At 63.5% G+C, this 21,993-nt stretch carries 18 protein-coding genes; 10 read left to right on the forward strand and 8 right to left on the reverse strand.

Annotated features, from left to right (window positions below):
* Positions 1-14: 14 nt before the first annotated feature.
* Positions 15-689, reverse strand: coding sequence for a DUF4148 domain-containing protein (locus QEN71_RS38960; protein WP_201649647.1), 675 nt, complete (start codon positions 687-689; stop codon positions 15-17).
* Positions 690-1,096: 407 nt separating this feature from the next.
* Between QEN71_RS38960 and proP the strand changes: the two genes are divergently transcribed.
* A complete protein-coding gene (gene proP / locus QEN71_RS38965; protein ID WP_201649646.1) occupies positions 1,097-2,563 on the forward strand; it encodes a glycine betaine/L-proline transporter ProP in 1,467 nt (488 codons plus the stop codon).
* A gap of 8 nt (positions 2,564-2,571) precedes the next feature.
* Here the strand turns inward: proP and QEN71_RS38970 are convergent, their stop codons facing one another.
* Complete coding sequence (locus QEN71_RS38970; protein ID WP_201649645.1) at positions 2,572-3,906, reverse strand: aminotransferase-like domain-containing protein; 1,335 nt, start codon at positions 3,904-3,906, stop codon at positions 2,572-2,574.
* 99 nt (positions 3,907-4,005) lie between these two features.
* Here QEN71_RS38970 and QEN71_RS38975 point away from each other — a divergent pair, with 99 nt between their 5' ends.
* Positions 4,006-4,623, forward strand: coding sequence for a DJ-1/PfpI family protein (locus QEN71_RS38975; RefSeq protein ID WP_201649644.1), 618 nt, complete (start codon positions 4,006-4,008; stop codon positions 4,621-4,623).
* Between the two features lie 104 nt (positions 4,624-4,727).
* Here QEN71_RS38975 and QEN71_RS38980 read toward each other — a convergent pair whose 3' ends face one another.
* Positions 4,728-4,853, reverse strand: a complete 126-nt coding sequence (locus tag QEN71_RS38980; RefSeq protein ID WP_267909481.1) for a hypothetical protein — start codon at positions 4,851-4,853, stop codon at positions 4,728-4,730.
* Position 4,854: 1 nt separating this feature from the next.
* On the opposite strand from QEN71_RS38980, the gene QEN71_RS38985 reads away from it, so the two are divergent.
* The 4 genes from QEN71_RS38985 to QEN71_RS39000 all read left to right on the forward strand — a co-directional run bounded on the left by QEN71_RS38985 (position 4,855) and on the right by QEN71_RS39000 (position 10,622).
* A complete protein-coding gene (locus QEN71_RS38985; protein ID WP_201649724.1) occupies positions 4,855-6,747 on the forward strand; it encodes a methyl-accepting chemotaxis protein in 1,893 nt (630 codons plus the stop codon).
* 146 nt (positions 6,748-6,893) lie between these two features.
* Positions 6,894-7,505, forward strand: a complete 612-nt coding sequence (locus tag QEN71_RS38990) for a glutathione S-transferase family protein (protein WP_201649643.1) — start codon at positions 6,894-6,896, stop codon at positions 7,503-7,505.
* Between the two features lie 70 nt (positions 7,506-7,575).
* Entirely contained in the window at positions 7,576-9,648 is a 2,073-nt protein-coding gene (locus tag QEN71_RS38995) for a 2Fe-2S iron-sulfur cluster-binding protein (protein ID WP_201649642.1), read from the forward strand.
* Positions 9,649-9,716: 68 nt separating this feature from the next.
* Positions 9,717-10,622 carry a LysR family transcriptional regulator gene (locus QEN71_RS39000; RefSeq protein WP_201649641.1) on the forward strand — a complete coding sequence of 302 codons (906 nt, stop codon included), beginning with the start codon at positions 9,717-9,719 and terminating at the stop codon, positions 10,620-10,622.
* 6 nt (positions 10,623-10,628) lie between these two features.
* On the opposite strand, the gene QEN71_RS39005 is transcribed toward QEN71_RS39000, so the two are convergent.
* The 4 genes from QEN71_RS39005 to QEN71_RS39020 form a co-directional block, all read right to left on the reverse strand.
* Positions 10,629-12,401 (reverse strand): hybrid sensor histidine kinase/response regulator, encoded by a 1,773-nt coding sequence (locus QEN71_RS39005; RefSeq protein WP_201649640.1) that lies wholly within the window; start codon positions 12,399-12,401, stop codon positions 10,629-10,631.
* A gap of 176 nt (positions 12,402-12,577) precedes the next feature.
* Complete coding sequence (locus QEN71_RS39010) at positions 12,578-13,420, reverse strand: MipA/OmpV family protein (protein WP_201649639.1); 843 nt, start codon at positions 13,418-13,420, stop codon at positions 12,578-12,580.
* The gene (locus tag QEN71_RS39015; protein WP_201649638.1) at positions 13,420-14,310 is read right to left on the reverse strand and encodes an alpha/beta hydrolase; all 891 of its coding nucleotides are present in this window, start codon (positions 14,308-14,310) and stop codon (positions 13,420-13,422) included. The genes QEN71_RS39010 and QEN71_RS39015 overlap by 1 nt, the downstream gene beginning before the upstream one ends.
* A 5-nt stretch (positions 14,311-14,315) precedes the next feature.
* The gene (locus tag QEN71_RS39020) at positions 14,316-15,161 is read right to left on the reverse strand and encodes a DUF4118 domain-containing protein (protein ID WP_201649637.1); all 846 of its coding nucleotides are present in this window, start codon (positions 15,159-15,161) and stop codon (positions 14,316-14,318) included.
* Positions 15,162-15,539: 378 nt separating this feature from the next.
* Here QEN71_RS39020 and QEN71_RS39025 point away from each other — a divergent pair, with 378 nt between their 5' ends.
* Positions 15,540-17,936, forward strand: a complete 2,397-nt coding sequence (locus tag QEN71_RS39025) for a glucose/quinate/shikimate family membrane-bound PQQ-dependent dehydrogenase (RefSeq protein WP_201649723.1) — start codon at positions 15,540-15,542, stop codon at positions 17,934-17,936.
* Between the two features lie 18 nt (positions 17,937-17,954).
* On the opposite strand, the gene QEN71_RS39030 is transcribed toward QEN71_RS39025, so the two are convergent.
* Positions 17,955-19,088, reverse strand: coding sequence for a citrate synthase family protein (locus QEN71_RS39030; protein ID WP_201649722.1), 1,134 nt, complete (start codon positions 19,086-19,088; stop codon positions 17,955-17,957).
* Between the two features lie 172 nt (positions 19,089-19,260).
* Between QEN71_RS39030 and QEN71_RS39035 the strand changes: the two genes are divergently transcribed.
* The 3 genes from QEN71_RS39035 to QEN71_RS39045 all read left to right on the forward strand — a co-directional run bounded on the left by QEN71_RS39035 (position 19,261) and on the right by QEN71_RS39045 (position 21,993).
* Positions 19,261-20,616 carry an MFS transporter gene (locus QEN71_RS39035; protein WP_201649636.1) on the forward strand — a complete coding sequence of 452 codons (1,356 nt, stop codon included), beginning with the start codon at positions 19,261-19,263 and terminating at the stop codon, positions 20,614-20,616.
* Between the two features lie 30 nt (positions 20,617-20,646).
* Positions 20,647-21,639, forward strand: a complete 993-nt coding sequence (locus tag QEN71_RS39040; RefSeq protein ID WP_201649635.1) for a 2-hydroxyacid dehydrogenase — start codon at positions 20,647-20,649, stop codon at positions 21,637-21,639.
* 81 nt (positions 21,640-21,720) lie between these two features.
* Positions 21,721-21,993, forward strand: coding sequence for a DUF2934 domain-containing protein (locus QEN71_RS39045; RefSeq protein WP_201649634.1), 273 nt, complete (start codon positions 21,721-21,723; stop codon positions 21,991-21,993).

Consider the following 21,993-nt stretch of genomic DNA (forward strand, 5'->3'; position numbering starts at 1 on the left):
AGGCAAGCAACGAGCTACCGTTGCCGGCCGCCGAAGTTCGGCATCGTTCCGTTGGCGCGAGCACGCCTCAATTCCGCGACCACCTCGGCGCGCGTCTTGGGGCGTCCGTTCGCGGCCGCCGTGTGTTTGCGCTGCGCCGCGCCGAGAGCCCGGTGCGATTTCCCATGCTCCGTTCCGTGCGAAGCGACCTGCCTGCTTCGTACGCTTCTATCCTGCTGGCTCGCTGTCGAACGCGTTTCCGTTTCGCGAGTTTCGATTGGAGCGGGAAGCCGGGCGTTGTCGCTGGTGGCGACCATGACGGGCGGCTTCGCGTGCGCCGCTCTCGCTTCGCGCACACGCAATTCCTGCTGGAGCGCCAGCGCTTGCGGCAGATCGCTGTGAACCGCGAGCACTTCGTCGAGCAGAACCTTGGCGGTCGTCAGATCGTTGCGTTGCAGATTGTCGGTGACGGCCTGGAGGACGAAGGCGATGTCGGCGTCGGAGGTGTCGTCGCGAGCCGCGACGGGCGGTGCATCGTTGAGGGGAGGTGGCGCATTCTGCGGATCGTCTGTCATCGAAACGTCTTCATGATGGAACGGCCAGAGGTCCGAGAGTGCGTTCGACTCGATATGCAGCACGACTGCCGCGAGCGCGAGACCGCCCATCACGATGCAGCCCGCAAGCGCCCTTTTGTCGAAACGACCGTTCATCGTTTCCCTCCTTTACATGACGAAAAGGCGCATACGTGCAATGCCGATCAGAAGAAGCACGTCCGAAGCGGGTGCGGCGCGAGAGAGCCGTCCCGGAGCAAAGTGACGAGCAAGAGCGATGCCAGACGGCTTGAACTATCGCGACATCGAGGTGGAACCGCTTCGATCCGCCGCTGTCGTTTTCTGCCGGTTTCCGGACGCATGAGCGACAACGCCACGCCCTGCCTGTCAGCAAACTCTAGCCAATGATCTTGCCTGACGTCGCGTGCCCGCGTGTTGTTCCGCTGCGCCTGTTTCGACGTCGAGGCGTTCCGAAGCCAACTGGCGCCCGATGATTCGACCGGCATATGCCGCCCGGATACCTGCCGTATTTCGCGGGTTCGCCATGCCATGTCAGGAGTGTGTCAATGAGCCGTTCGCAAGCGCGCGTCGCAAAGCGCCATTCTTCGAGTTCGCGTCTTAAGCTCGAAGACATCACGATCGTTGATCACTCGCTTCTCAAACGTGCCGTCGGCGCGATGGCGCTCGGCAACGCGATGGAATGGTTCGACTTCGGCGTGTACAGCTACATCGCCGTCACCCTCGGCAAAGTGTTCTTTCCTTCGAGCAGCCCTTCGGCGCAGCTGATTGCGACGTTCGGCACGTTCGCGGCCGCGTTCCTCGTGCGCCCGATCGGCGGCATGGTGTTCGGTCCGCTCGGCGACCGGATCGGCCGGCAGCGCGTGCTCGCGATGACGATGATCATGATGGCTCTCGGTACGTTCGCGATCGGTCTGATTCCGAGCTACGGCTCGATCGGGATTCTCGCTCCGGCATTGCTGCTCGTTGCGCGTCTCGTGCAGGGCTTTTCGACGGGCGGTGAATACGGCGGTGCGGCCACGTTCATCGCTGAGTTCGCAACCGACCGCCGACGCGGTTTCGCAGGCAGCTTCCTCGAATTCGGCACGCTGGTCGGTTATATCCTCGGCGCCGGGACGGTTGCGGTTCTGACGGCGTCGCTGTCGCAGGAAGCTCTGCTGTCGTGGGGCTGGCGCGTGCCGTTCTTCATCGCGGGGCCGTTGGGTCTGGTCGGCCTGTACATCCGGATGAAGCTCGAAGAAACGCCCGCGTTCAAGAAAGAAGCCGAAGCGCGTGAAGCGGATGAGAAGTCGCGCCCGAAGCAGAGCTTCATGGAACTGCTCGCACAACAATGGAAGCCGCTGCTTCAGTGCGTCGGCCTCGTGCTGATCTTCAACGTCACCGACTACATGGCGCTGTCGTATCTGCCGAGCTATCTTTCCGCCACGCTCCACTTCAACGAATCGCACGGTCTGTTCCTCGTGCTGGCCGTGATGGTCCTGATGATGCCGATGACACTGTACGCGGGCCATCTGTCGGATCGCATTGGCCGTAAGCCGGTGATGCTGCTCGGTTGCGTGGGTCTGTTCGCGCTGTCGATTCCCGCGCTGCTGCTGATCCGCACGGGTGCCGTGCTGCCCGTTTTCGGCGGTCTGCTGATTCTCGGCGCGCTGCTGTCGACGTTCACGGGCGTGATGCCGTCGTCGCTGCCTGCTCTCTTCCCGACGAAGATACGCTATAGCGCGCTGGCGATCGGCTTCAACGTGTCGGTATCGCTGTTCGGCGGCACGACGCCGCTCGTCGCCGCGTGGCTCGTCGATCGTACCGGCGATGCAATGATGCCCGCGTACTATCTGATGGCTGCGTCGATCGTCGGTATCGTGTCGGTGCTCGCGCTGCGGGAAACGGCTCGCAAGCCGCTGCCCGGTTCGGGTCCGTGTGTCGCGACGCGCGCGGAAGCGATGAGCCTGATCCGCGGCGCCGAACCCGTTAATACGTCGAAGAAGCATCTGGCACTGGTACGGGAACGCGCCTAGTCTGCTGTTCAATAGGCGTAATCGCCGATCACCTGCCTGACCTTCTTCAACGATTCCCGCAGCACGTCGAGTTCGACGGAACCCAACGCGAGACGCACGGCATGCGGCACATGATGCGAGGTCGCATAAGGCTCGGCAGTCGAGACGGAGATGTGTTCGCGCATCAGCGCTGCTGCGACCTGATCGGCGCGCACGTCTTCCGACAGCGGCAGCCAGACGAAATACGATGCGGGATGACGCACGCATGGCAGGCCGTCGAGCACTTCGGCGGCCATCGTCTGACGGATCTTCGCGTCACGATGTTTCTCCGTTTCGAGCCGCTTCACGGTGCCGTCGTCGAGCCACGCGCAAGCGATCGCGGTCATCACGCCAGGCGTGTTCCAGGTCGTCGCGCGGATGGCCTGTTCGATCGCCTTCATCGATCGCTCCGGCGCAACCACAAAGCCGACGCGCAGGCCCGTCGCCACGTTCTTCGATAGCCCCGACACGTAGACGGTCGTCTCCGGCGCGAGCGCCGCCAGTGGCGCAGGCGGCTTGTCGACGAGAAACGCGTAGGCCGCGTCTTCGATGATCAGCAGCCCGTGCCGCCGCGCGATCGACACCAGCTGCTTGCGTCGGTGCGCGCTCATCACCCAGCCGAGCGGATTGTGCATCGTCGGCATCACGTACACGGCTTTTACGCGGCGGCTCGCACACAGGCGTTCGAGTGCATCGAGATCGGGGCCTTGCGCAGCGGCGGGAATCGGCGCGAGTTCGAGGCGGAAAGCCTCGGCCATGATCTTGAATCCCGGATACGTCAACGCATCGACGGCGACCACGTCGCCGGGACGCAGCAGCGCCATGACAGTCGCCGCCAGCCCGGCTTGCGCGCCATTCACGAGCGACACCTGTTCCCAACCGACGTCGAGCCCACGCCACGCCAGATGCCGCGCCACGGCCGCGCGCTCGTGCTGGCGTCCGCCGTGCGGCTGATAACGCAGCAGGCTTTCCAGATCGCCGGATGCCGCAAGCTGACGCAATGCAGCGCGCAGCAGATCGGCCTGGCCGGGCAGCGCCGGATAGTTGAAGTTGAGGTCGACCATGCCCGCCGCCAGCGCGAACTGATCGATGCCTTGCCTCGGCGGCAAGGAAATCTCGCGAACGAACGTGCCGCGTCCCGTCTCGCCGCTCACGAGCCCCATCGCCGCGAGTTCGGCATAGACACGCGTTGCCGTGACGAGCGCGAAGCCGTGCTTTGCAGCAAGCTCGCGATGCGTCGGCAGGCGCGTACCCGCAGGCAGGCGGCCAGAACGGATATCGGTGGCGTATTTGTCGACTAGCGCCTTGTACCGGAGTTGAGCCATAAGCAGAGGCAGGCAGATGTATCCATGACAATTATTTGATTGTAATGCTGCCTGCGCCTAGCATGTGTTCACCCCACACACCTCATCGCGCGGACCATCATGCATATCGCCATTCTGACGTTCGAAGGCTTCAACGAACTCGATTCGTTCATTGCGCTCGGCATTCTCAACCGCATCAAGAAGCCGGACTGGCGCGTGTCGATTGCGACGCCGCAAAAGCGCGTCACGTCGATGAACGGTGTGACGGTCGAAGGTCATATTTCCTTGCGTGAAGCGAACGCTGCCGATGCCGTGCTTGTGGGCAGCGGGAAATTGACGCGCGACGTCGTCGCCGATCCTGCGCTGATGTCGCAGATGCAGTTCGATCCAACGCGGCAACTATTGGGCGCGCAGTGTTCCGGCACGCTCGTGCTGGCGAAGCTGGGGCTGCTCGACGACGTGCCCGCCTGCACCGACCTCACGACGAAGCCGTGGGTCGAAGAAGCGGGCGTCGATGTTCTGAACCAGCCGTTCTTCGCAAGAGGCAATCTCGCGACGGCAGGCGGATGTCTCGCTTCACAGTATCTTGCGGCATGGGTGATTGCGCGATTCGAAGGTATCGATGCTGTGTCGGATGCACTTCATTACGTTGCGCCTGTCGGTGAAAAAGAGGATTACGTTTCGCGCGCGCTGCGCAATATCACGCCTTTCCTGCACGAAACGAGTGCGCCCGTTTAAGCCGGTTTTCTAATGCACGAAGCGCGCCTTCATCATCGGAATAACGACACGTTTTCTACCTGAAACGACACGAAAAAAGCCTCGAAGAATATTTATCGAGTTCATCACCCGTTCTGCTCAAGGCAGCCCGATATCAGCCGACAACCAACGTAATCCTCAGCGCGCATCGCTTCGTTTTCAGCGCGCAGCGAGACGATATCGGGTTGCAGTTCGACATTGGCAGAGGTCATGGTGAAGCTTACTGGTTCGATCGCATTCAAGTTCAGCGCGGCATCGGGTGCCGCGCTCGCAGTCACGGTTCTTCTTCTCACATCCGTCGGCGCACTCAACGTGCGTCACCAGGCCGTCGACGAATTCGAGCAGTCCAGTCGCGCGCGCATCGTTCAGGCCGACGAATCGCTCGATGTGAACTTCAAGGAGGTCGAACAAAACCTCACGTATCTCACGCAAACGGCGCAGCTCAAAGCAGCCGATCAGAGCATTACCGACTATCTGAATCACGGCGGTCAGATGACGCCGGACAAGAACGGCGAAATCGAAAAGACGATCTTCGCGCTGCTCAAGGATTTCGGCGACACGCATCCGAACATGCGTTATCTCGACATCGGCACGCGCTGGGGCGGTTACGTGCAATGGCCGATCGAGAGCCTCAACGGCGAGCACTACGATCCGCGCGTGCGGCCGTGGTATCAGCTGGCGATGACGGCACCCGATCGCGTCGTGCGGCCCGCGCCGTATCTCAGCGCAGCGGGTTCGGGCGGCGCGATTATTTCGTTCGCGCGCGTCGTGAAAGACAGCAAGGGCGAGATTCTCGGCGCACTCGAAGGCGACATCTCGCTCGACGACTTCGCGCGGCTCACAAGCGGCATCCAGTTCGGCAAAACGGGTTATCTGCTCGTCACGGATAGCAGCGGCAAAGTGCTCATCGACCCGCGCGAGAAGAAACACGAGTTCAAGGAACTGAAGAGTCTGGGCGGCGGCTACGAACAATTGTCCGATGCGTCAGATGGACTCGTGCGCATCCGGATGGACGGCGTCGAATATCAGTCGTTCATTTATACGTCGCCGAAGAACGGCTGGAAGTACTATGCGCTCGTGCCCGAATCGGAAATGATGGCGGCTGCCAACCGGCTCACCTGGACGCTGATCGCGATGGGCTTGCTGGTGCTCGTCGTCGCCGTGCTGATCATGGTTGCGCTGGGTCGCCGGATGACCGATCCCATCCGCAATCTCGCCAGCTCGATGCATGAAATCGCGGCCGGCGACGGCGACATGACGCGCCGTCTGCCGCAGCTGGGCAACGACGAAGTCGGTCATCTCGCGAAGCAGTTCAACGCCTTCGTCGAAAAGCTGCATGGCGTGTTGCTGAAAGTCATGACGAACAGCCGTCATCTCGAACTGGCGGCGAGCGAGGTGTCGGCGGGCAATCTCGATCTGTCGTCGCGCACCGAACAACAGGCGGCCTCGATCCAGCAAACGGCGGCCAGCATGGAAGAACTGGCGGGCACGGTGCGCGGCACCGCCGATCAGGCGAAGAACGCCAACGCCGTCGCGTCAGGCGCCGTGGATGTGGCGCGGCGCGGCAACGAGGCCGTCTCGGCTGCGGCGAAAACGATGAATGCCGCCGTCGAGCAGTCGGGCCGGATCGTCGGCATTGTGGCCATGATCGAAGGCATCGCGTTTCAGACCAACATTCTCGCGTTGAACGCCGCCGTCGAATCCGCGCGAGCGGGCGAAAGCGGCCGCGGCTTCGCCGTTGTCGCCGCCGAAGTCCGCAACCTCGCGCAGCGCTCGACGGGCGCGGCCAAAGAGATCAAGGCCTTGCTGGAAGCGTCCGTCGGCAATGTCCAGGCAGGCGCCGAACAGGTCAATCTCGCTGGCAAGACAATCGCCGAACTGACCGACGCGATCTCCAACGTCGCTACCATTACCAGCGAAATCGCCGATTCCGCCCGCGAGCAAAGCCGTGCAATCGGCGAGGTCAATCAGGCTGTGTCGTTGATGGATCAGTCGACCCAGCAGAATGCCGCGCTCGTGGAGGAAATTGCCGCCGCCTCCGAATCGCTCAGCACGCAGGGCAAGGATCTGAACGCGACGGTCGGCTTCTTCAAGCTGGGCGCGTGAGCCACGGTAGTCACCGTTCGCCACCGTTCGCGTTTCGAGAAGTATGAATTGACCTGGCGAGGGATTCTGTCGCGAGCGGCACGTCCCTAGACTTCGTTCTCAAGTGATCTGGATTCCCCAGTCACCTCCGACCGAAGGAAAACGCCATGAAGCTCTACTATCATCCGCTCTCCGGCCACTCGCATCGCGCCCGCCTGTTCCTGTCGCTGCTCGGCACCGAGCATGAACTGATCGAAGTCGATCTCGCCGCTGCCGAGCATAAATCTGCCGAATTCCTGAAGTTGAACCGCTTCGGCCAGGTGCCCGTGCTGGTCGACGGCGACGTCCATATCGCCGATTCGAACGCGATTCTGGTGTACCTCGCCCGCAAGTCCGGCAAGAGCGACTGGCTGCCGCAAACGCCGGCACTCGAAGCTGCCGTACAGCGCTGGCTGTCCGTCGCGGCGGGCGAGATCGCATTCGGCCCGGCCGCCGCGCGACTGATCACCGTGTTCGGCGCAAAATACAACGCCGAAGAACTGATTGCGCGCGCGCATCGCGTCCTCAAGCTGATCGACGAAGAGCTGGCCGGTCGCGAATTCATCGCGCAGCCGCATCCGACGATCGCCGACGTCGCGCTCTACAGCTACATCGCGCGTGCGCCGGAAGGCAACGTCGATCTGTCCTTCTACCCGAACGTCAATGCGTGGCTGCGCCGTATCGAAGCGCTGCCCGGTTTCGTCGAGTTCGCGAAGACGCCTGTCGGCCTCGCCGCCTGAGCGGGTCGGAGTCAGTCACCGGGAGGCCGACAGCGCGGCTTCCCTGTCCCCTAAGCGTGGGAGACGGATCATGAACACGGTATCGACGGACAGCGGATCGCCCTGGCATGCAGGCGAAGTCGCATTGCAGGAAAAGGTCGGCGTGGTCGGGAAGATGCAGGAACTCGGCCGCCGCGTGGTGCGCAACTACATGCCCGACCAGCATCGCACGTTCTTCAGACAGTTGCCGTTCATCGTCGCGGGTGCCGTGGATAACGACGGCGACGTGTGGGCAACGCTGGTCGCGGGTCAGCCAGGTTTCATGCATGCGCCGACCGACAAGATTCTGCACGTCGATCTCGCCGCCGATCCGCACGACCCCGCAGCGCAGGGACTCCACGAAGGTGCGGGCATCGGTCTGCTCGGCATCGAACTGCATACGCGCCGCCGCAATCGCATGAACGGCGTCGTGCGCAACTGGACGGCCCAAGGTTTCGATATCGACGTCGCGCAAAGCTTCGGCAATTGCCCGCAATACATTCAGGCCCGCGATTTCGAGTTCATTCGCGATCCCGCCGTGTTCTCCGACATCGCGCCCAAAACATTCGACAGTCTGAGCGGCCGCGCCCGCGCGATGATCGAAGCGGCGGACACGTTCTTCGTCGCGTCATACGTCGGCGATGACGCGCGCCGCCAGGTCGACGTGTCGCATCGCGGCGGCAAGGCCGGCTTCGTGCGCATCGGCGACGACGGCAGGCTGACCATTCCCGACTTCGCGGGCAACCTGTTCTTCGCGACGCTCGGCAACTTCCTCGTGAATCCGCGCGCAGGGCTCGTGTTCGCCGACTTCGAAACGGGCGACCTGCTGCAACTGACGGGCGAAGCCACCGTCGATCTCGACTCGCCGGAAATCGCCGCGTTTCAGGGCGCGGAGCGGCTGTGGCATTTCACGCCGCGACGCATTCTCTATCGCGCGGGCGCGTTGCCGCTGCGCTGGAAGTTTCAGGCGAACGGCTGGTCGCCGAATTCGCTGATGACGGGCAGCTGGGACGAAGCGGCGAGCCGCCTGAAGGCCGCCGAACTCGCGAACGCGTGGAGGCCGTTCAAGGTGACGAACGTGGTCGACGAAAGCTCGGTTATCCGTTCATTCCATCTCGAACCGGCGGACGGCGCGGGGCTCGTCGCGCATGTCGCCGGTCAGCATCTGCCCATTCGCGTGATGCTTCCGGGTCACGACAAGCCTGTCATTCGCACCTATACGCTGTCCACTGCGCCCGCCGACGGACTCTATCGGATCAGCGTAAAGCGCGACGGACTCGTGTCGTCGCATCTGCACGATACGCTGCGGATCGGCAGCATCGTCGAAGCGCGCGCGCCCGCTGGACAGTTCACGATCGACGCCCACGAGCGCCGTCCCGCCGTGCTGCTCGCGGCCGGTGTCGGCGTGACGCCGATGCTCGCGATGCTCCGGCACATCGTCTACGAAGGGCTGCGCACGCGGCGTGTGCGTCCGACATGGTTCTTCCATTCGGCGCGCTCGCTGAAAGAGCGCGCATTCGGCCGCGAGATCGAACAGCTTGCCGCGTCCGCGAAGGGCGCGGTGAAAGTCGTGCGCGCGTTGAGCGATATCGACGGCGCGCGCGAAGAGAAAGACTTCGACGTGGCGGGCCGGATCGATATCCAGCTGCTGCGCGACACACTGCCCTTCGACGACTACGACTTCTATCTCTGCGGACCATCGGCATTCATGCAGTCGATGTACGACGGCTTGCGCGATCTCAACGTCGCGGACAACCGCATTCATGCCGAGGCGTTCGGTCCGTCCGGATTGCAGCGCAGGAAAGATGCCGCCGCTGCGACAGGCCCCGTGCGCGTCGCGGCCGACAAGCCCGTGCCCGTTGCATTCGTGAAGTCGGGCAAGGAAGCGCGCTGGAGTCCGGAGAGCGGCTCACTGCTGGAACTTGCGGAAGCGCGCGGACTGAATCCCGAATTCGGTTGCCGCGGCGGCAGTTGCGGCACGTGCCGCACGCGCATCGTCGAAGGCACCGTCGCTTACGCTGTCGCGCCGGAATTTCAGGTGCCGGACGACGAAGCGCTGATCTGCTGTGCGGTTCCCGCGAATACCGAATCGGGCGGCGGCGATCGTCTGCTGCTCGATCTGTGAGCGCCGTCGCGCCTGGCACGCTGCGAAACGCTGCTATGCTTTTGGCATCTGCGTTCATCTCTTCAGCCATGGACAGGCTTCAGGCAATGACCACTTTCGTGACCGTGGTCGAGACGGAAGGCTTCGCGTCGGCGGCACGCAAGCTCAACGTGTCGCCGTCGGTCATCAGCCGCGTGATGACGGAACTCGAAGAACATCTTGGCGTGCGTCTGTTGACGCGCACCACGCGCGTCGTGCGGATGACGGATGCAGGTGCATCGTTCTTCGAAGATTGCCGGCGCATCCTCGCCGAGGTCGACGCCGCCGAGCTTTCCGCCGCCGGCGCCAACGCGACGCCGCGCGGCCAGCTGACGGTGACGGCGCCCGTCCTGTTCGGCAAGATGTACATCACGCCCATCGCGCAGGACTATCTGACGCGCTATCCCGCCGTCAGCCTCAATTGCTGGTTCATGGACCGCATCGTGAATCTCGTCGATGAAGGCGCGGACGTGGCGATCCGCATCGGCGAGTTACCGAGTTCTTCGTTGCAGGCGATCGCCGTGGGTAATGTGCGACGCGTGCTGTGCGCGTCGCCGGCTTATCTGCAGGCGCATGGCGTTCCGCAGCATCCCGACGATCTCGCGTCGCACGTCGCGATTCAGGCGACGGGCCTCACGCCCGCGCCGGAATGGCGCTTTCAGGTGGACGGCAAGCCGCTGACCGTGCCGATCCAGCCGCGCCTCGTGACCACCACGAACGACTCGGCGATCTCGGCGGCGCTGGCGGGACTCGGCATCTTGCGCGTGCTGTCGTATCAGATCGCGCAGGAACTGGCGAACGGCACGTTGCGCGTCGTGCTCGCCGATTACGAACTCGCGACGCTGCCCGTTCATGTCGTGCATCGCGAGGGCAAGCACGCGAATCAGAAAGTTCGCGCGTTCCTCGATCTCGCCATCGAAACGCTCCGGGCCAAGGCTTCGCTCTGGCGCGGGTAGGTGGCGTTATGCGTCGGCGCTTGCGGCGTCCGCGTCGAAGCGGCGTCCGTCCGCCAGCACATCCGTCAGTTGAACGAGGTTGACGGGCTTGGTCAGATGCTGATCGAAACCCGCGCTGTCGCTGCGCGCGCGGTCTTCCGGCTGGCTCCATCCTGTCAGGGCGATCAGCCGCAGGTTGGTGGAGCCACCGCGCGTGCGGATCTGCTGCGCGAACTGATAGCCATCCATGCCCGGCATGCCGAGGTCGATGAATGCGATAGTCGGCGCGAAACCATCGAGCGCTTCGAGCGCCTGCGCGCCGTCGTAGAACACCACGCTCTCGCATCCGAGGACACGCAGCAGTTCGGCGAGGCTGTCCGCGGCATCGCGGTTGTCGTCGACGACGAGCACGCGCTGGCTGTCGAATTTCGCGAGTTCCTGGACGGGCGCCACGGGTTCGGACGCATCGCTCGCTTCGTCGACGGGTAGCGAAACGGAGAAACAGCTGCCCTTGTTCCGGCCGTCGCTGGCTGCGGAGATCGTCCCGCCGTGCAACTCGACCAGCTTCTTCGCCAGCGCGAGTCCGATGCCGAGGCCGTCGCCTTGCGTCTGCGGCTGCAAGCGGCCGAAGAGCGTGAACAGCAGCGACTGTTCTTCTGCCGTGAAGCCGATCCCGCTGTCCTTGACGCGCACGGTCGCGCGATCGTTTTGCAGCGTGACGGAGACGTGGATGTCGCCGCCCGGCGGCGTATATTTCGCGGCGTTGTTGATCAGGTTCGAGAAGACCTGCGCGAGCCGCACTTCGTCGCCATTTATGCGGACGGGACCGGGCGCGACGTCGACGGTCAACGTGTGGCCGGCTTTCTCGACGGCCGAACGGCTCAGTTCGACGGCAGCCTGCAAGACAGCCGACAGATCCGTGTGCCGCCGATGCAACTGGATCGCGCCGTTGTTGATCCGCGCCACTTCCATCAGGTCGTCCACCAGCCGGACCATGTGATCGAGCTGACGATCGAGCATTTCGAACACCCGCGTCGCGCCCGGCGGCGTCTGGTTCAGACGCAGGATCTGCAAGCCGTTGCGAATGGGCGCGAGGGGGTTGCGCAACTCGTGCGCGAGCGTCGCGAGAAACTGGTCTTTCATGCGATCCATGTGCTGCAGCCGCGCCTCGCTTTCCCGCAGCAGCGCTTCGGCCCGCGTGCGCTCGATCAGGCTCGCGGCTTCGCGTGCAAGGATGTCGAGCAAACGGAGTTGCCTTGCGTTCGGCTCGTATGCGTGCGCCCAATGCGTGGACAGCATGCCGATCAGCGCGCCGTCGCGCGAGTGCAGCGGCGTGGTCTGCATCGCGCGGATGCCCGTCTCGTGGTACACCTCGAGATCGATGGTATCGGCGAAATCCGGACAGGTATCCACATCCGGGACGATCACGCGCTGGCCCGTTGCCAGTGCGAATCCGCAGCTCGTCGTCGAGTCGACGTCGACGTTGCGCCAGTGTTCCGCCGCCGCCAGCGTGAAGCCGCAATGGGCGATCAGGTCGAGTTTCTGCTGACCGGCTGCGTCGGTGGAAATCATCTGCAAACTGGCGAAGTCGGAATGCAGGAGCTGCATGGCGGCCTTCACGATCCGGCCGTAGAGCGCCGACGGCTCGTGTTCGACCAGCATGTGCAGCGAAAGATCGTGCAAGGCCCGGCTGTCGGCGAGATCTTCATTCAACAGCGCAATCAGGCTGGCGGGACTCGCAGCATCTCCGGCTGCGTCGAGAGGCTGATTGACTAACGGCTTTGCGTCACGGTTGCTCATATCGTTCCGTCGCTTTCTGGATCTTTGCAATGGCGGCGGACATATTCTAGCGCGGCTGCGCGGTCGATCGAAATGGGTGCGCGCGCATCCATCGACGAACCGGGCATGCCGGTCGCCGAAGCTGAGAATGACAATCGAAATCGAAAGGTCGCGAAAGGCGACCCCGGTGCATGCGCCTAGAAGCGGTAGTTCACGGATGCGAGCGTGTTCAGTTCGGTCCTGCGCTCGGTGATGGGGCTGGCGGCCGCATAGTGCTGCAAACGCCCGAGCGTCACCGCGACGGAGCCGACCCAGTGTTTAGAAAAGTCGTAGCTCACGTAGCCGTTCAGATGCACGTCGCGGATGCCCGCGCCCGTGTTGTACGCGGGCAGGCCCGAGGCCGCGCTTTGCTGGGCCGACACGCCGAAGAACGTGCGCGTGTACAGCGCGTCTGCCCAGGTGAAGCCGGGGCCGAAGGAGAACAGCCAGCCGCCCGTCGGCAGCGACGCGTAGAGATCGCTGACGACCGTCTTGCCCTGGCCGTGCCCGGCGATATCCTGGTACATCGCGACCGAGCCGGTGAACGCCCAGACCGTGTAGTCGGCGAACAGCTTGAGCTTCGGGCCACCGTCGACATTGCCCAGCCCATGCAGATGCGGATCGTCCTTCTCGTGGCGCGATTGAAAGTCGAAGCTGAGCGCCGCGCCGACGTGGTAGTTCTCGCTGCGGATCACGTTCAGGCCCAGCACATCGGGGCCTTGCGAGAAGACGCGGTCGTCGTAAGAGATGTCGAGCGCAGGGTAAGGAAACGCGCGCAGTTCGCGCGAGCCCGGATACAGCGGCGTAATCACGACGCCCGGTCCGAACGCGATCTTCCACTTGCTGGCGGGTTTCACCGGTGCGCTGCTATCGGGCAGATCGGGCGAAGACGACGCCTCGGGCATGTCGCCCGCCAGTGCGCCGACGGGATGAATGGCCAGCGAGAACGCCGCCGCCGCGCACACGCGCCTTACCGCGTTGAAAGTAACCGGCATCGTCATCAGGCGCGTCCTTTACCCATTGCTGCAAGCTGCCGAAGCCGCCGCGCGAGCGCCTTCGATACGACGGGCTTGCCGCCCGCGTCGCCCGTTCGGCTCGTGAGTTCGCTTTCGCGCAGAAAGAGCGCCGTTTCGCGCGCAACGATTTCGCGCTCGTTGTCGGATGTGATCATGTGATAGGAATCGTCGAGCCAGATCGTGCGCAGGAACGTCGAACCGATCGACGAAGCGATATAACGCGGATTGCGCGGGCTCGACGTTTCGTCGTCGATCGCGTGAACGATCAGGCAATCGTTGCGGATGCCGCGCACCTGCGAACGCACGCATGCCGCGAGACGGCTCGCTTCGTGCAGGGCGGGCAGCGAGATCGTCGACGGACCGACTTCGCTGAAGTCGTCGCGCTCCATCGCTCGGGCGATCTTGGCGCGCAGTGCGTCGTTGCGCAGTCCATAAGGCGCCGACTCGCGATACCGATAGCGCGAACGCAACGGCGAGTAGTACGCCCAGTTCAGCAGGAAGCGATACCACGGAATCGCCCAGCCATCGTAGGCGAGCGTCAGCGACAGCAGCGCGACGGCCTGCGCCTGCGGCCGGCGATGCACGAGCGCGAGGGCGAGCGCTGCGCCTATCGACAGCCCGCAGATCGACACCCGCTCGTAGCGCGCGGCCAGTGCGTCGAATTCGCGCGTCGCCGCGTCGAGCCATTGCTCCATCGCCTGTTCCTGCGAGCCGGCCGTATAGCCTTCGAGCACGGGCACACAGGTGGTGAAGCCTTCGTCATTCAGAAAGCGTGCGAGATAGCGCAATTCCAGCGGCGAGCTGGAAAGGCCATGCAGCATCAGCACGGCGTGGCCGTCGCCTTCATTGAGGATCGTCTGGACGGAGGTTTTCATCTGGATCAGTCGCCGATGCGCAGCACGAGGAAATCGCCGGCGTGCGTCGTGAAGCGCTCGCACACGCAGTCGACGAGCTGCGTCGCGCTGTCGTCCGTTGCACTGTTCGCGCCCGCGGCTGTTGTGTGCGCGCTCGCGGCCGACCTGCGAAGCCGCACGCGATGCCGCCCCGGCCACAATGCATTCGAAAGGCGGCGTGCATCTTCGGGTTCGACGTCGTCGAAACGCGGACCGGGTGCGATCTCGGCAGGCGGAAGCGCGACGGCATGCGTGGCGCTTGAAGAGCCCGTCGCCGAGCCTGCGGCATCGTCGTTTCCGGCCCACGCGGGCGTACGCTCCAGTGCCTGAATCAGCACGAACGAATTGCTGTGTTGGGACAGATGACGCAGCAGCCGATGGGTTTCATCGACGGCGCGGCGCGCCAGCATCCGGTCGTTGTCGTGGCGCAGCAGCATCTCGTAGCGCGACTGCGCAACCGACGTGATCAGTTCGGCGCGAAACTGCGCGCGCCGCAACCGTTCGACCAGCGTAATGACGACGAGCGCGACGAGCGGATACGAGATGACGAACAGCACATCCGAGCGATTGATGACGCTCACGACGGCGTAAGGCGGCACGAACAGGTAATCGGCGATGCAGAGGCCCGCGAGCATTACCGTCAGCGCGGGTGCAAGGCCAAAGTAATATTCGATCAGGACTGCCGCAATGGCGAATGCAGTACCCGGCATCACGGGACCGAGCAGCGGGTGCAAAAGAATTCGCACGAAACTCGCTATGCATAGCGCGGCAATCGCGGCGATCCATCGCCGAGGCCCTCGGGGCGCCCAGCGTCGGGCATTTTGGACTTGCATGAGACTTTACGTTGCCGGACGGCCGGCCGTTTTCAACTGTGCCCATTAGGGCCAGGGTGACGAATGGTGCGCGAGTATCGGGCGCAAGAGGTCCGAACGATAGCACATGTAACACGCTGTAATACTTGGACTTTTCCGTTTATCGGCATGAAAGCTACGCGCGGCCTGCATTTTATGCGCGCTAACGTTTGCGGGATTGAAGGGGCGTGAACGATCATTAAAAGGACCGGGCTTCGATTGCACAGCGGCCGGGCTCGTACGTTGCTACTGCCTTGATGGTTTGAGCATCTTGAACAAGGCGTCGCGCGATAACGCTCGCAGTGAAGCGGGAAACAGGAGGCTTACAGCATGAACGACGATAACAAAGCGGGCACGTCAATGCACAGATCGCATAGAGCGCCTTCGAGCATCGCGCGATGGCTCAGTGTTCTGTTTGCCGTGCTGTCCGGGCTGTATCTGCTGATCGGCGGCGTGTGGCTCGTGACGATCGGCGGATCGCCCTATTACATCGTTGCCGGTCTCGTTCTTCTCGCTGTCGGCTGGATGATTCATCGCGGTAATGGGTTTGCGCTGTTGCTCTATGCGCTGCTGCTGATCGGCACGCTGATCTGGGCCGTGTTCGAAGCGGGCTACGATTTCTGGGCGCTTGCGCCGCGCACGGACATCTTCGTGCTGTTCGGCATCTGGCTGCTGCTGCCGTTCGTCTACCGGCTGTTCGATCCTTCCGCGCGGCGCGGCGGCGCCAGTGCGCTCGTGGTCAGCCTCGTTCTCACGGGCGTTGCGCTCGCGTATGCCGCGTTCAACGATCCACAGGAAATCAACGGCAAGGTTGCGGAGAACGCTTCCGTATCGCTGACGCAGCCGGACTCGCGCCCCGGCGACTGGACGGCCTACGGTCGCACGCAAGCGGGCACGCGCTATTCGCCGCTCACGCAGATCAACCAGGACAACGTGAAGAATCTGCAGGTCGCGTGGACGTTCCAGACGGGCGACAAGAAAGGCCCCAACGATCCCGTCGAAATCACCGACGAAGTGACGCCGCTCAAGGTCGGCGACATGTTGTATCTGTGCTCGCCGCATCAACTGCTATTCGCACTCGACGCAGCAACGGGCAAAGAGAAGTGGCGGTTCGATCCGGGCCTGAAGGCAGACTCGACCTTCCAGCACGTGACCTGCCGCGGCGTGTCGTATCACGAGACAGCGGCGGCCGCCGCCGCGAAAGACGCAGCCGCGCAACGCGCGCTACCCGCGTGTTCGCGCCGCGTGCTCCTGCCCGTCAACAACGGCCATCTGTTCGAACTGGATGCCGCGACGGGTCAGCGTTGCGCCGGCTTCGGCAACAACGGCGACCTCGATCTGCAGCCGCTACAACCGGTGAAAACTTCCGGCGAATACGAACCGACATCGCCGCCCATTGTCACCGACAAGATCATCGTGATGGCGGGATCGGTGACCGACAATTATTCGAACCGCGAACCGTCGGGCGTGATACGCGGTTTCGATGTCGAAACGGGGCGCCTCGTGTGGGCCTTCGATCCCGGCTCCGACACGCCGAACACGATTCCCGACGACCAGCATTCGTTCACGCCGAATTCGCCGAATTCGTGGGCGCCCGCCGCTTATGACGCGAAGCTCGATCTCGTCTATCTGCCGATGGGCGTGAAGACGCCCGACATCTGGGGCGGCGATCGCACGCCGCAGTACGAGCGCTACGCGAGCGGTCTGCTCGCGCTGCATGCGTCGACAGGCAAACTCGCGTGGTTCTATCAGACCGTCCATCACGATCTGTGGGACATGGACCTGCCCGCGCAACCGACCATCGCCGATATCACCGACCGCAACGGCAACGTCGTGCCCGCGATCTACGCGCCCGCGAAGACGGGCAACATCTTCGTGCTGGACCGCCGCACAGGTACGCCGATCGTGCCCGCGCCCGAGCAGCCCGTGCCGCAAGGCGCGGCGAAAGGCGACCACGTATCGCCGACGCAGCCGTACTCGCAACTCACCTTCCGACCCGCGAAGAACCTGACGGGCGCGGACATGTGGGGCGCAACGATGTTCGACCAGCTGGCGTGTCGCGTGATCTTTCACCGGCTGCGCTACGAAGGCCCGTTCACGCCGCCGTCCGAGCAGGGCACGCTGGTGTTCCCCGGCAATCTCGGCATGTTCGAATGGGGCGGTCTCGCGGTCGACACCGATCGTCAGCTAGCTATAGCGAATCCGATTGCGCTGCCGTTCGTATCGAGGCTCGTGGCGCGCGGCCCGCACAATCCCATCGAGCCGCCGGCGAACGACAAAGGCGGCACGGGTACGGAAGCGGGTGTTCAGCCGCAATACGGCGTGCCGTTCGGCGTGACGCTGAATCCGTTTCTGTCGCCCGTCGGCTTGCCTTGCAAGGAGCCCGCGTGGGGTTACGTCGCCGCGCTCGATCTGAAGACGAACCAGGTCGTGTGGAAGAAGCGCATCGGCACCGTGCGCGACAGCGCGCCCGTTCCGCTGCCGTTCAAGATGGGCATGCCGATGCTCGGCGGCCCGACGACGACGGCGGGACACGTGTTCTTCATCGGCGCGACGGCCGACAACTATCTGCGTGCATATAGCACCGACACGGGCGAAGAGCTATGGCGCGCGCGGTTGCCCGCCGGCGGCCAGGCCACGCCGATGACCTATGAAGCGAACGGCAAGCAGTTCGTGGTGATCGCCGCGGGCGGACACGGTTCGTTCGGCACGAAGCTCGGCGACTACGTGATCGCTTATGCGCTGCCGAACAAATGACATGCGGCCTTCGTGGTTTCAGTCCACGGCGGGCCCGACATAATGCGCGCGAGGCCGCAGCAACGTTCCGCTGATCGTCTGTTCGATCGAGTGCGCGGCCCAACCGACGCTTCGCGCGATAGCGAACAGCGCAAACGCCGCGTCTCGTTGCAACTGACAATGCTCGACAAGCGCGGCAAGCGCGATATCGATAGCGGGCTGTTTGCCCGTCAGCCGATCGACGCAACGGATCAGTTCGCCCGTCGTTTCCGACGGCGTCAACATCGACAGAAGATGCGCTGCACGCGGATCGCCCTGCGGATAGAGTTCGTGTCCGAAGCCGGGCAACGACGCGTTGCCGGTCAGTCTGCTACGCACTGTCTCTTCGACGCCGAGACGATGCGCATCGTCGAGCAGCCCATACACGCGTGTGATTGCATCGCCATGCAATGGCCCGGAAAACGCCGCGAGGCCCGCGAGCATGCACGCACCGAGCGACGCACCCGTCGATGCCGCCACACGCGCGGCAAACGACGAGCTGGTCAACTCCTGATCGGCGAGCAGCACGAGCGTCTGCCGCAATAACTCAGCATGCTTCGCGGCGCGCCATGCGCGTGCGATACGCAGATGCAGCGGGCCTTTATCCGAAGCAAGTTCGACGAAGCCGCTGGCAAGACGGCCTACGAGTTCAGCCGCTTCGGCGTGCATGCCGGCAATGTCGTGCGTATTGCCTGAATCACTGCAGGAAGCCGCCGCCATGCCCATCGACGCATACACGCGCGCTCTCGCAGAAGCGTCAATGTGCAACGATTCGAACGCGGGAAAGCACGGCACTTCAGCCGAGTCCCACAGCAGTTGCGCAGCCTCTTCGAGCGTCGCCGTCGACGCAAGATGAATCGCGTCTTTTCCACGGTAATACAGGCGTCCGCGAACGATCGTCGATATGTGCGTATTGATGATCGGCTCGCCCCACGCCATCGTGCTCGCAGCGATGTTCTTGCGTGCGCGGCCGAGGTCGCGCTTTTTCGTCAGCATCGAAATATCCGACGCGCGATAGAGCTTGCGACTCGTGTGATCGGGATCCCAGCGCACTTCGATCTGCCCGCGGCTGACATACGCGTACAGCGTCTGCTTGCGCACGCCGAGCGCTTCGCACGCCTCCTCCTGCGTCATCCAGTTCTTCACGTTGATTGACTCAATCAAGGTTGACGGTCTTGGGTGCCGCCGGTTTAATGCAGACACAAACACATAGAAGAACGGGACGACCTCTTATAAGCGCATGCTTGCGCGTCGTTCGCGTTCCCATTCTTGCGACCTGTTCAGGGGCACCAAGGAGGAGATATCGATGGCTTCACACCGAACGACCCAGTATATATCGACCGAGTCGGAGCGCATGACGCGCACGCGCTACTCGATCCTCGCGACGATCCTGCTGCTCGCGACGGTCGCGTATGCGGACCGCGCGATCCTGTCGATCGCCGGGCCCGGCATTTCAAAGCAGTTCGGCCTCAATCACGTGCAGTTGGGCTACGTGCTGTCGGCGTTCAGCTGGGCGTATGTGATCGGGCAGATTCCCGGCGGGCTGCTGCTCGACCGCTTCGGCACCAAGAAGATGTATGGCGCAACGCTGATTCTGTGGTCGATCGCGACGATGCTCGTCGGCTTCATCGGCAACGTCACGTCGGATCTGTCCATTGCGCTCGCGCTGCTGTTCGCGCTGCGCTTCGCGCTCGGCCTGATCGAAGCGCCGAGCTTTCCCGCGAACGGACGCGTCGCGGTCATGTGGTTTCCGAAGGAAGAGCGCGGACTCGCAACATCGCTGTTCGCATCGGCGTCGTACTTCGCCGTCGCGATCTTCTCGCCGTTCGCGGGCTGGCTCACGGCAAAGTTCGGCTGGCCCGCGCCGTTCATTGCGCTCGGACTCATCGGCATTGCGTCGGCTGGAGTGTGGGCTGTCGTGATGCACGAGCCGCGCAATCATCCGCGCGTTTCGGGCGCGGAACTCGATCACATCGTCGCGGGCGGCGCGATGATCGATATCGACTCGAAGCATGAATTGCAGGCACGTCCTGCCGCGTCGTGGGCGATGGCGCGCACGCTGCTCGGCAACCGCATGCTGTGGTGCTCGTATATCGGCCAGTACTGCACGATCGCGCTGAGCTACTTCTTCATCACGTGGTTCCCGATCTATCTCGTGCAGGCGCGCGGCATGAACGTGATGCAGGCGGGCTTCGCGACGATGATTCCCGCCGTGGCCGGCTTTCTCGGCGGCATCGCGGGCGGCGCAATCTCCGACATGCTGATCCGTCATGGCTGGAGCGTGTCGTGGGCGCGCAAGACGCCGTATATCGTCGGCATGCTGGTGGGCTGCTGCCTCGTGCTGTCGGCCTTCACCGAAAGCAATGCGGTGATCGTCGGGCTCATGACGCTGGCCTTCTTCGGCAAGGGCGCGGCTGCGGGCGCGGGCACGTGGGCCATCGTCAGCGACACGGCGCCGCGCGAAGCCGTGGGACTGGCGGGCGCGATCTTCAATTGCGTGGGCAACATCGGCGGCATCGTCACGCCGATCGCGTTCGGCTACATCGTTCAGGCGACGGGCGGCTATACGGTCGGCCTCTACTTCGTGGCCGCGCATTGCCTCGTCGCAGCCGTCGTCTATCTGCTGTTCATGGGCAACATTCAGCGCGTGAAGATGAGCTGAAGCTGAAACCATATTTACGGAAACCAGGTTATGCAACACGCAGACACGTTCAAGCCAGTCATCCTCAACGCAGCGGAATTGCCGGAGTGGACCCACGCGGAACTCCACGCGCTCTTCAACGTGCTCGATCTGCCGAAAGATCCCGACGCCGCGCGCGCGTTTCTCGCCGAACACGGACATACGGTGCGCGGCATTGCGTTGCGCAAGACGAAGATCGATGCAGCGTTCCTTGATGCCGTGCCTGCTCTGGAGATCATTTCCAGCTACAGCGCCGGACTCGATAACCTGGACGTGCAGGCTGCAACGACACGCGGCATCCGGATCGAAAACACATCGCACATTCTTGCCGAAGATGTCGCGAATGCAGCCGTCGGCCTCGCGCTCGCCGTCACGCGCGACTTCATCAACGCCGACGCGTTCGTTCGCTCTGGCGAATGGCCTGCGCGCGGACAGTACCCGCTTGGACGTTCGATCTCGCGCATGAAGATCGGCATCGTCGGACTGGGCACGATCGGCTCGGCCATCGCGCGCCGCCTGCAGGCATTCGGTTCGACGCTCGCGTATTTCGGCCCGTCGCGCAAGGCCGTCGACCTGCCCTATTACGACGACATCGTCCGCCTCGCGCGCGACAGCGACATGCTGATTCTGACCTGTCCGCTGTCGCCCGCCACGCATCATCTCGTCGATGCGGCCGTGCTCGATGCGCTCGGCCCGCGCGGGTTCCTCGTGAATATTTCGCGCGGTCCTGTCGTGGATGAAGCCGCGCTGATCGCGGCATTGGCTGACGACAAAATCGCAGGCGCCGCGCTCGATGTGTTCGAACACGAACCCGTCGTTCCCGACGCGCTGATCCGCGACCGCAGAGTCGTGCTGACGCCGCACATCGGCTCCGCAACGGACGAAACGCGCCGGAGCATGGCGGAGAACGTCGTCGATACGCTCGCGCGGCACTTCGGCATCGCGGGCCCGCGAAGCCGCGAGGCGCAACGCGATCCGGCGAGTGTGGCCGTGGCTGACGCGTGAGATATCGCTGTCCGTTTCAGGCATCGCGAATGCTCAATGGCAATGCGCTATTCACCCGCGCTATTACCCGAGGAGAGCGACATGGCTGAAGCTGGCAGCGAACGCAGCAACGACGATCGCATTCGCGAACGTGCGTATCAACTTTGGGAACGTGACGACGATCCGAAGCAGCACGCCGACGAGTACTGGGATACGGCCCGCCGGCAGATCGAGGCGGAGGGCATGGACGGTGCGTCCGTCGAGCCTCCCATCGAGCAGTCGGACAAGCGGCAGTTAGAAAGCGAAGACCCGCAGGAAGTGAGCAGCCCGCGCGGCGAAGCGGCAGGCAAGCCGCGCGCGAAGCGGTCGCGATGA

The organism is Paraburkholderia sabiae, assembly GCF_030412785.1.
GTDB classification, from domain to species: domain Bacteria; phylum Pseudomonadota; class Gammaproteobacteria; order Burkholderiales; family Burkholderiaceae; genus Paraburkholderia; species Paraburkholderia sabiae.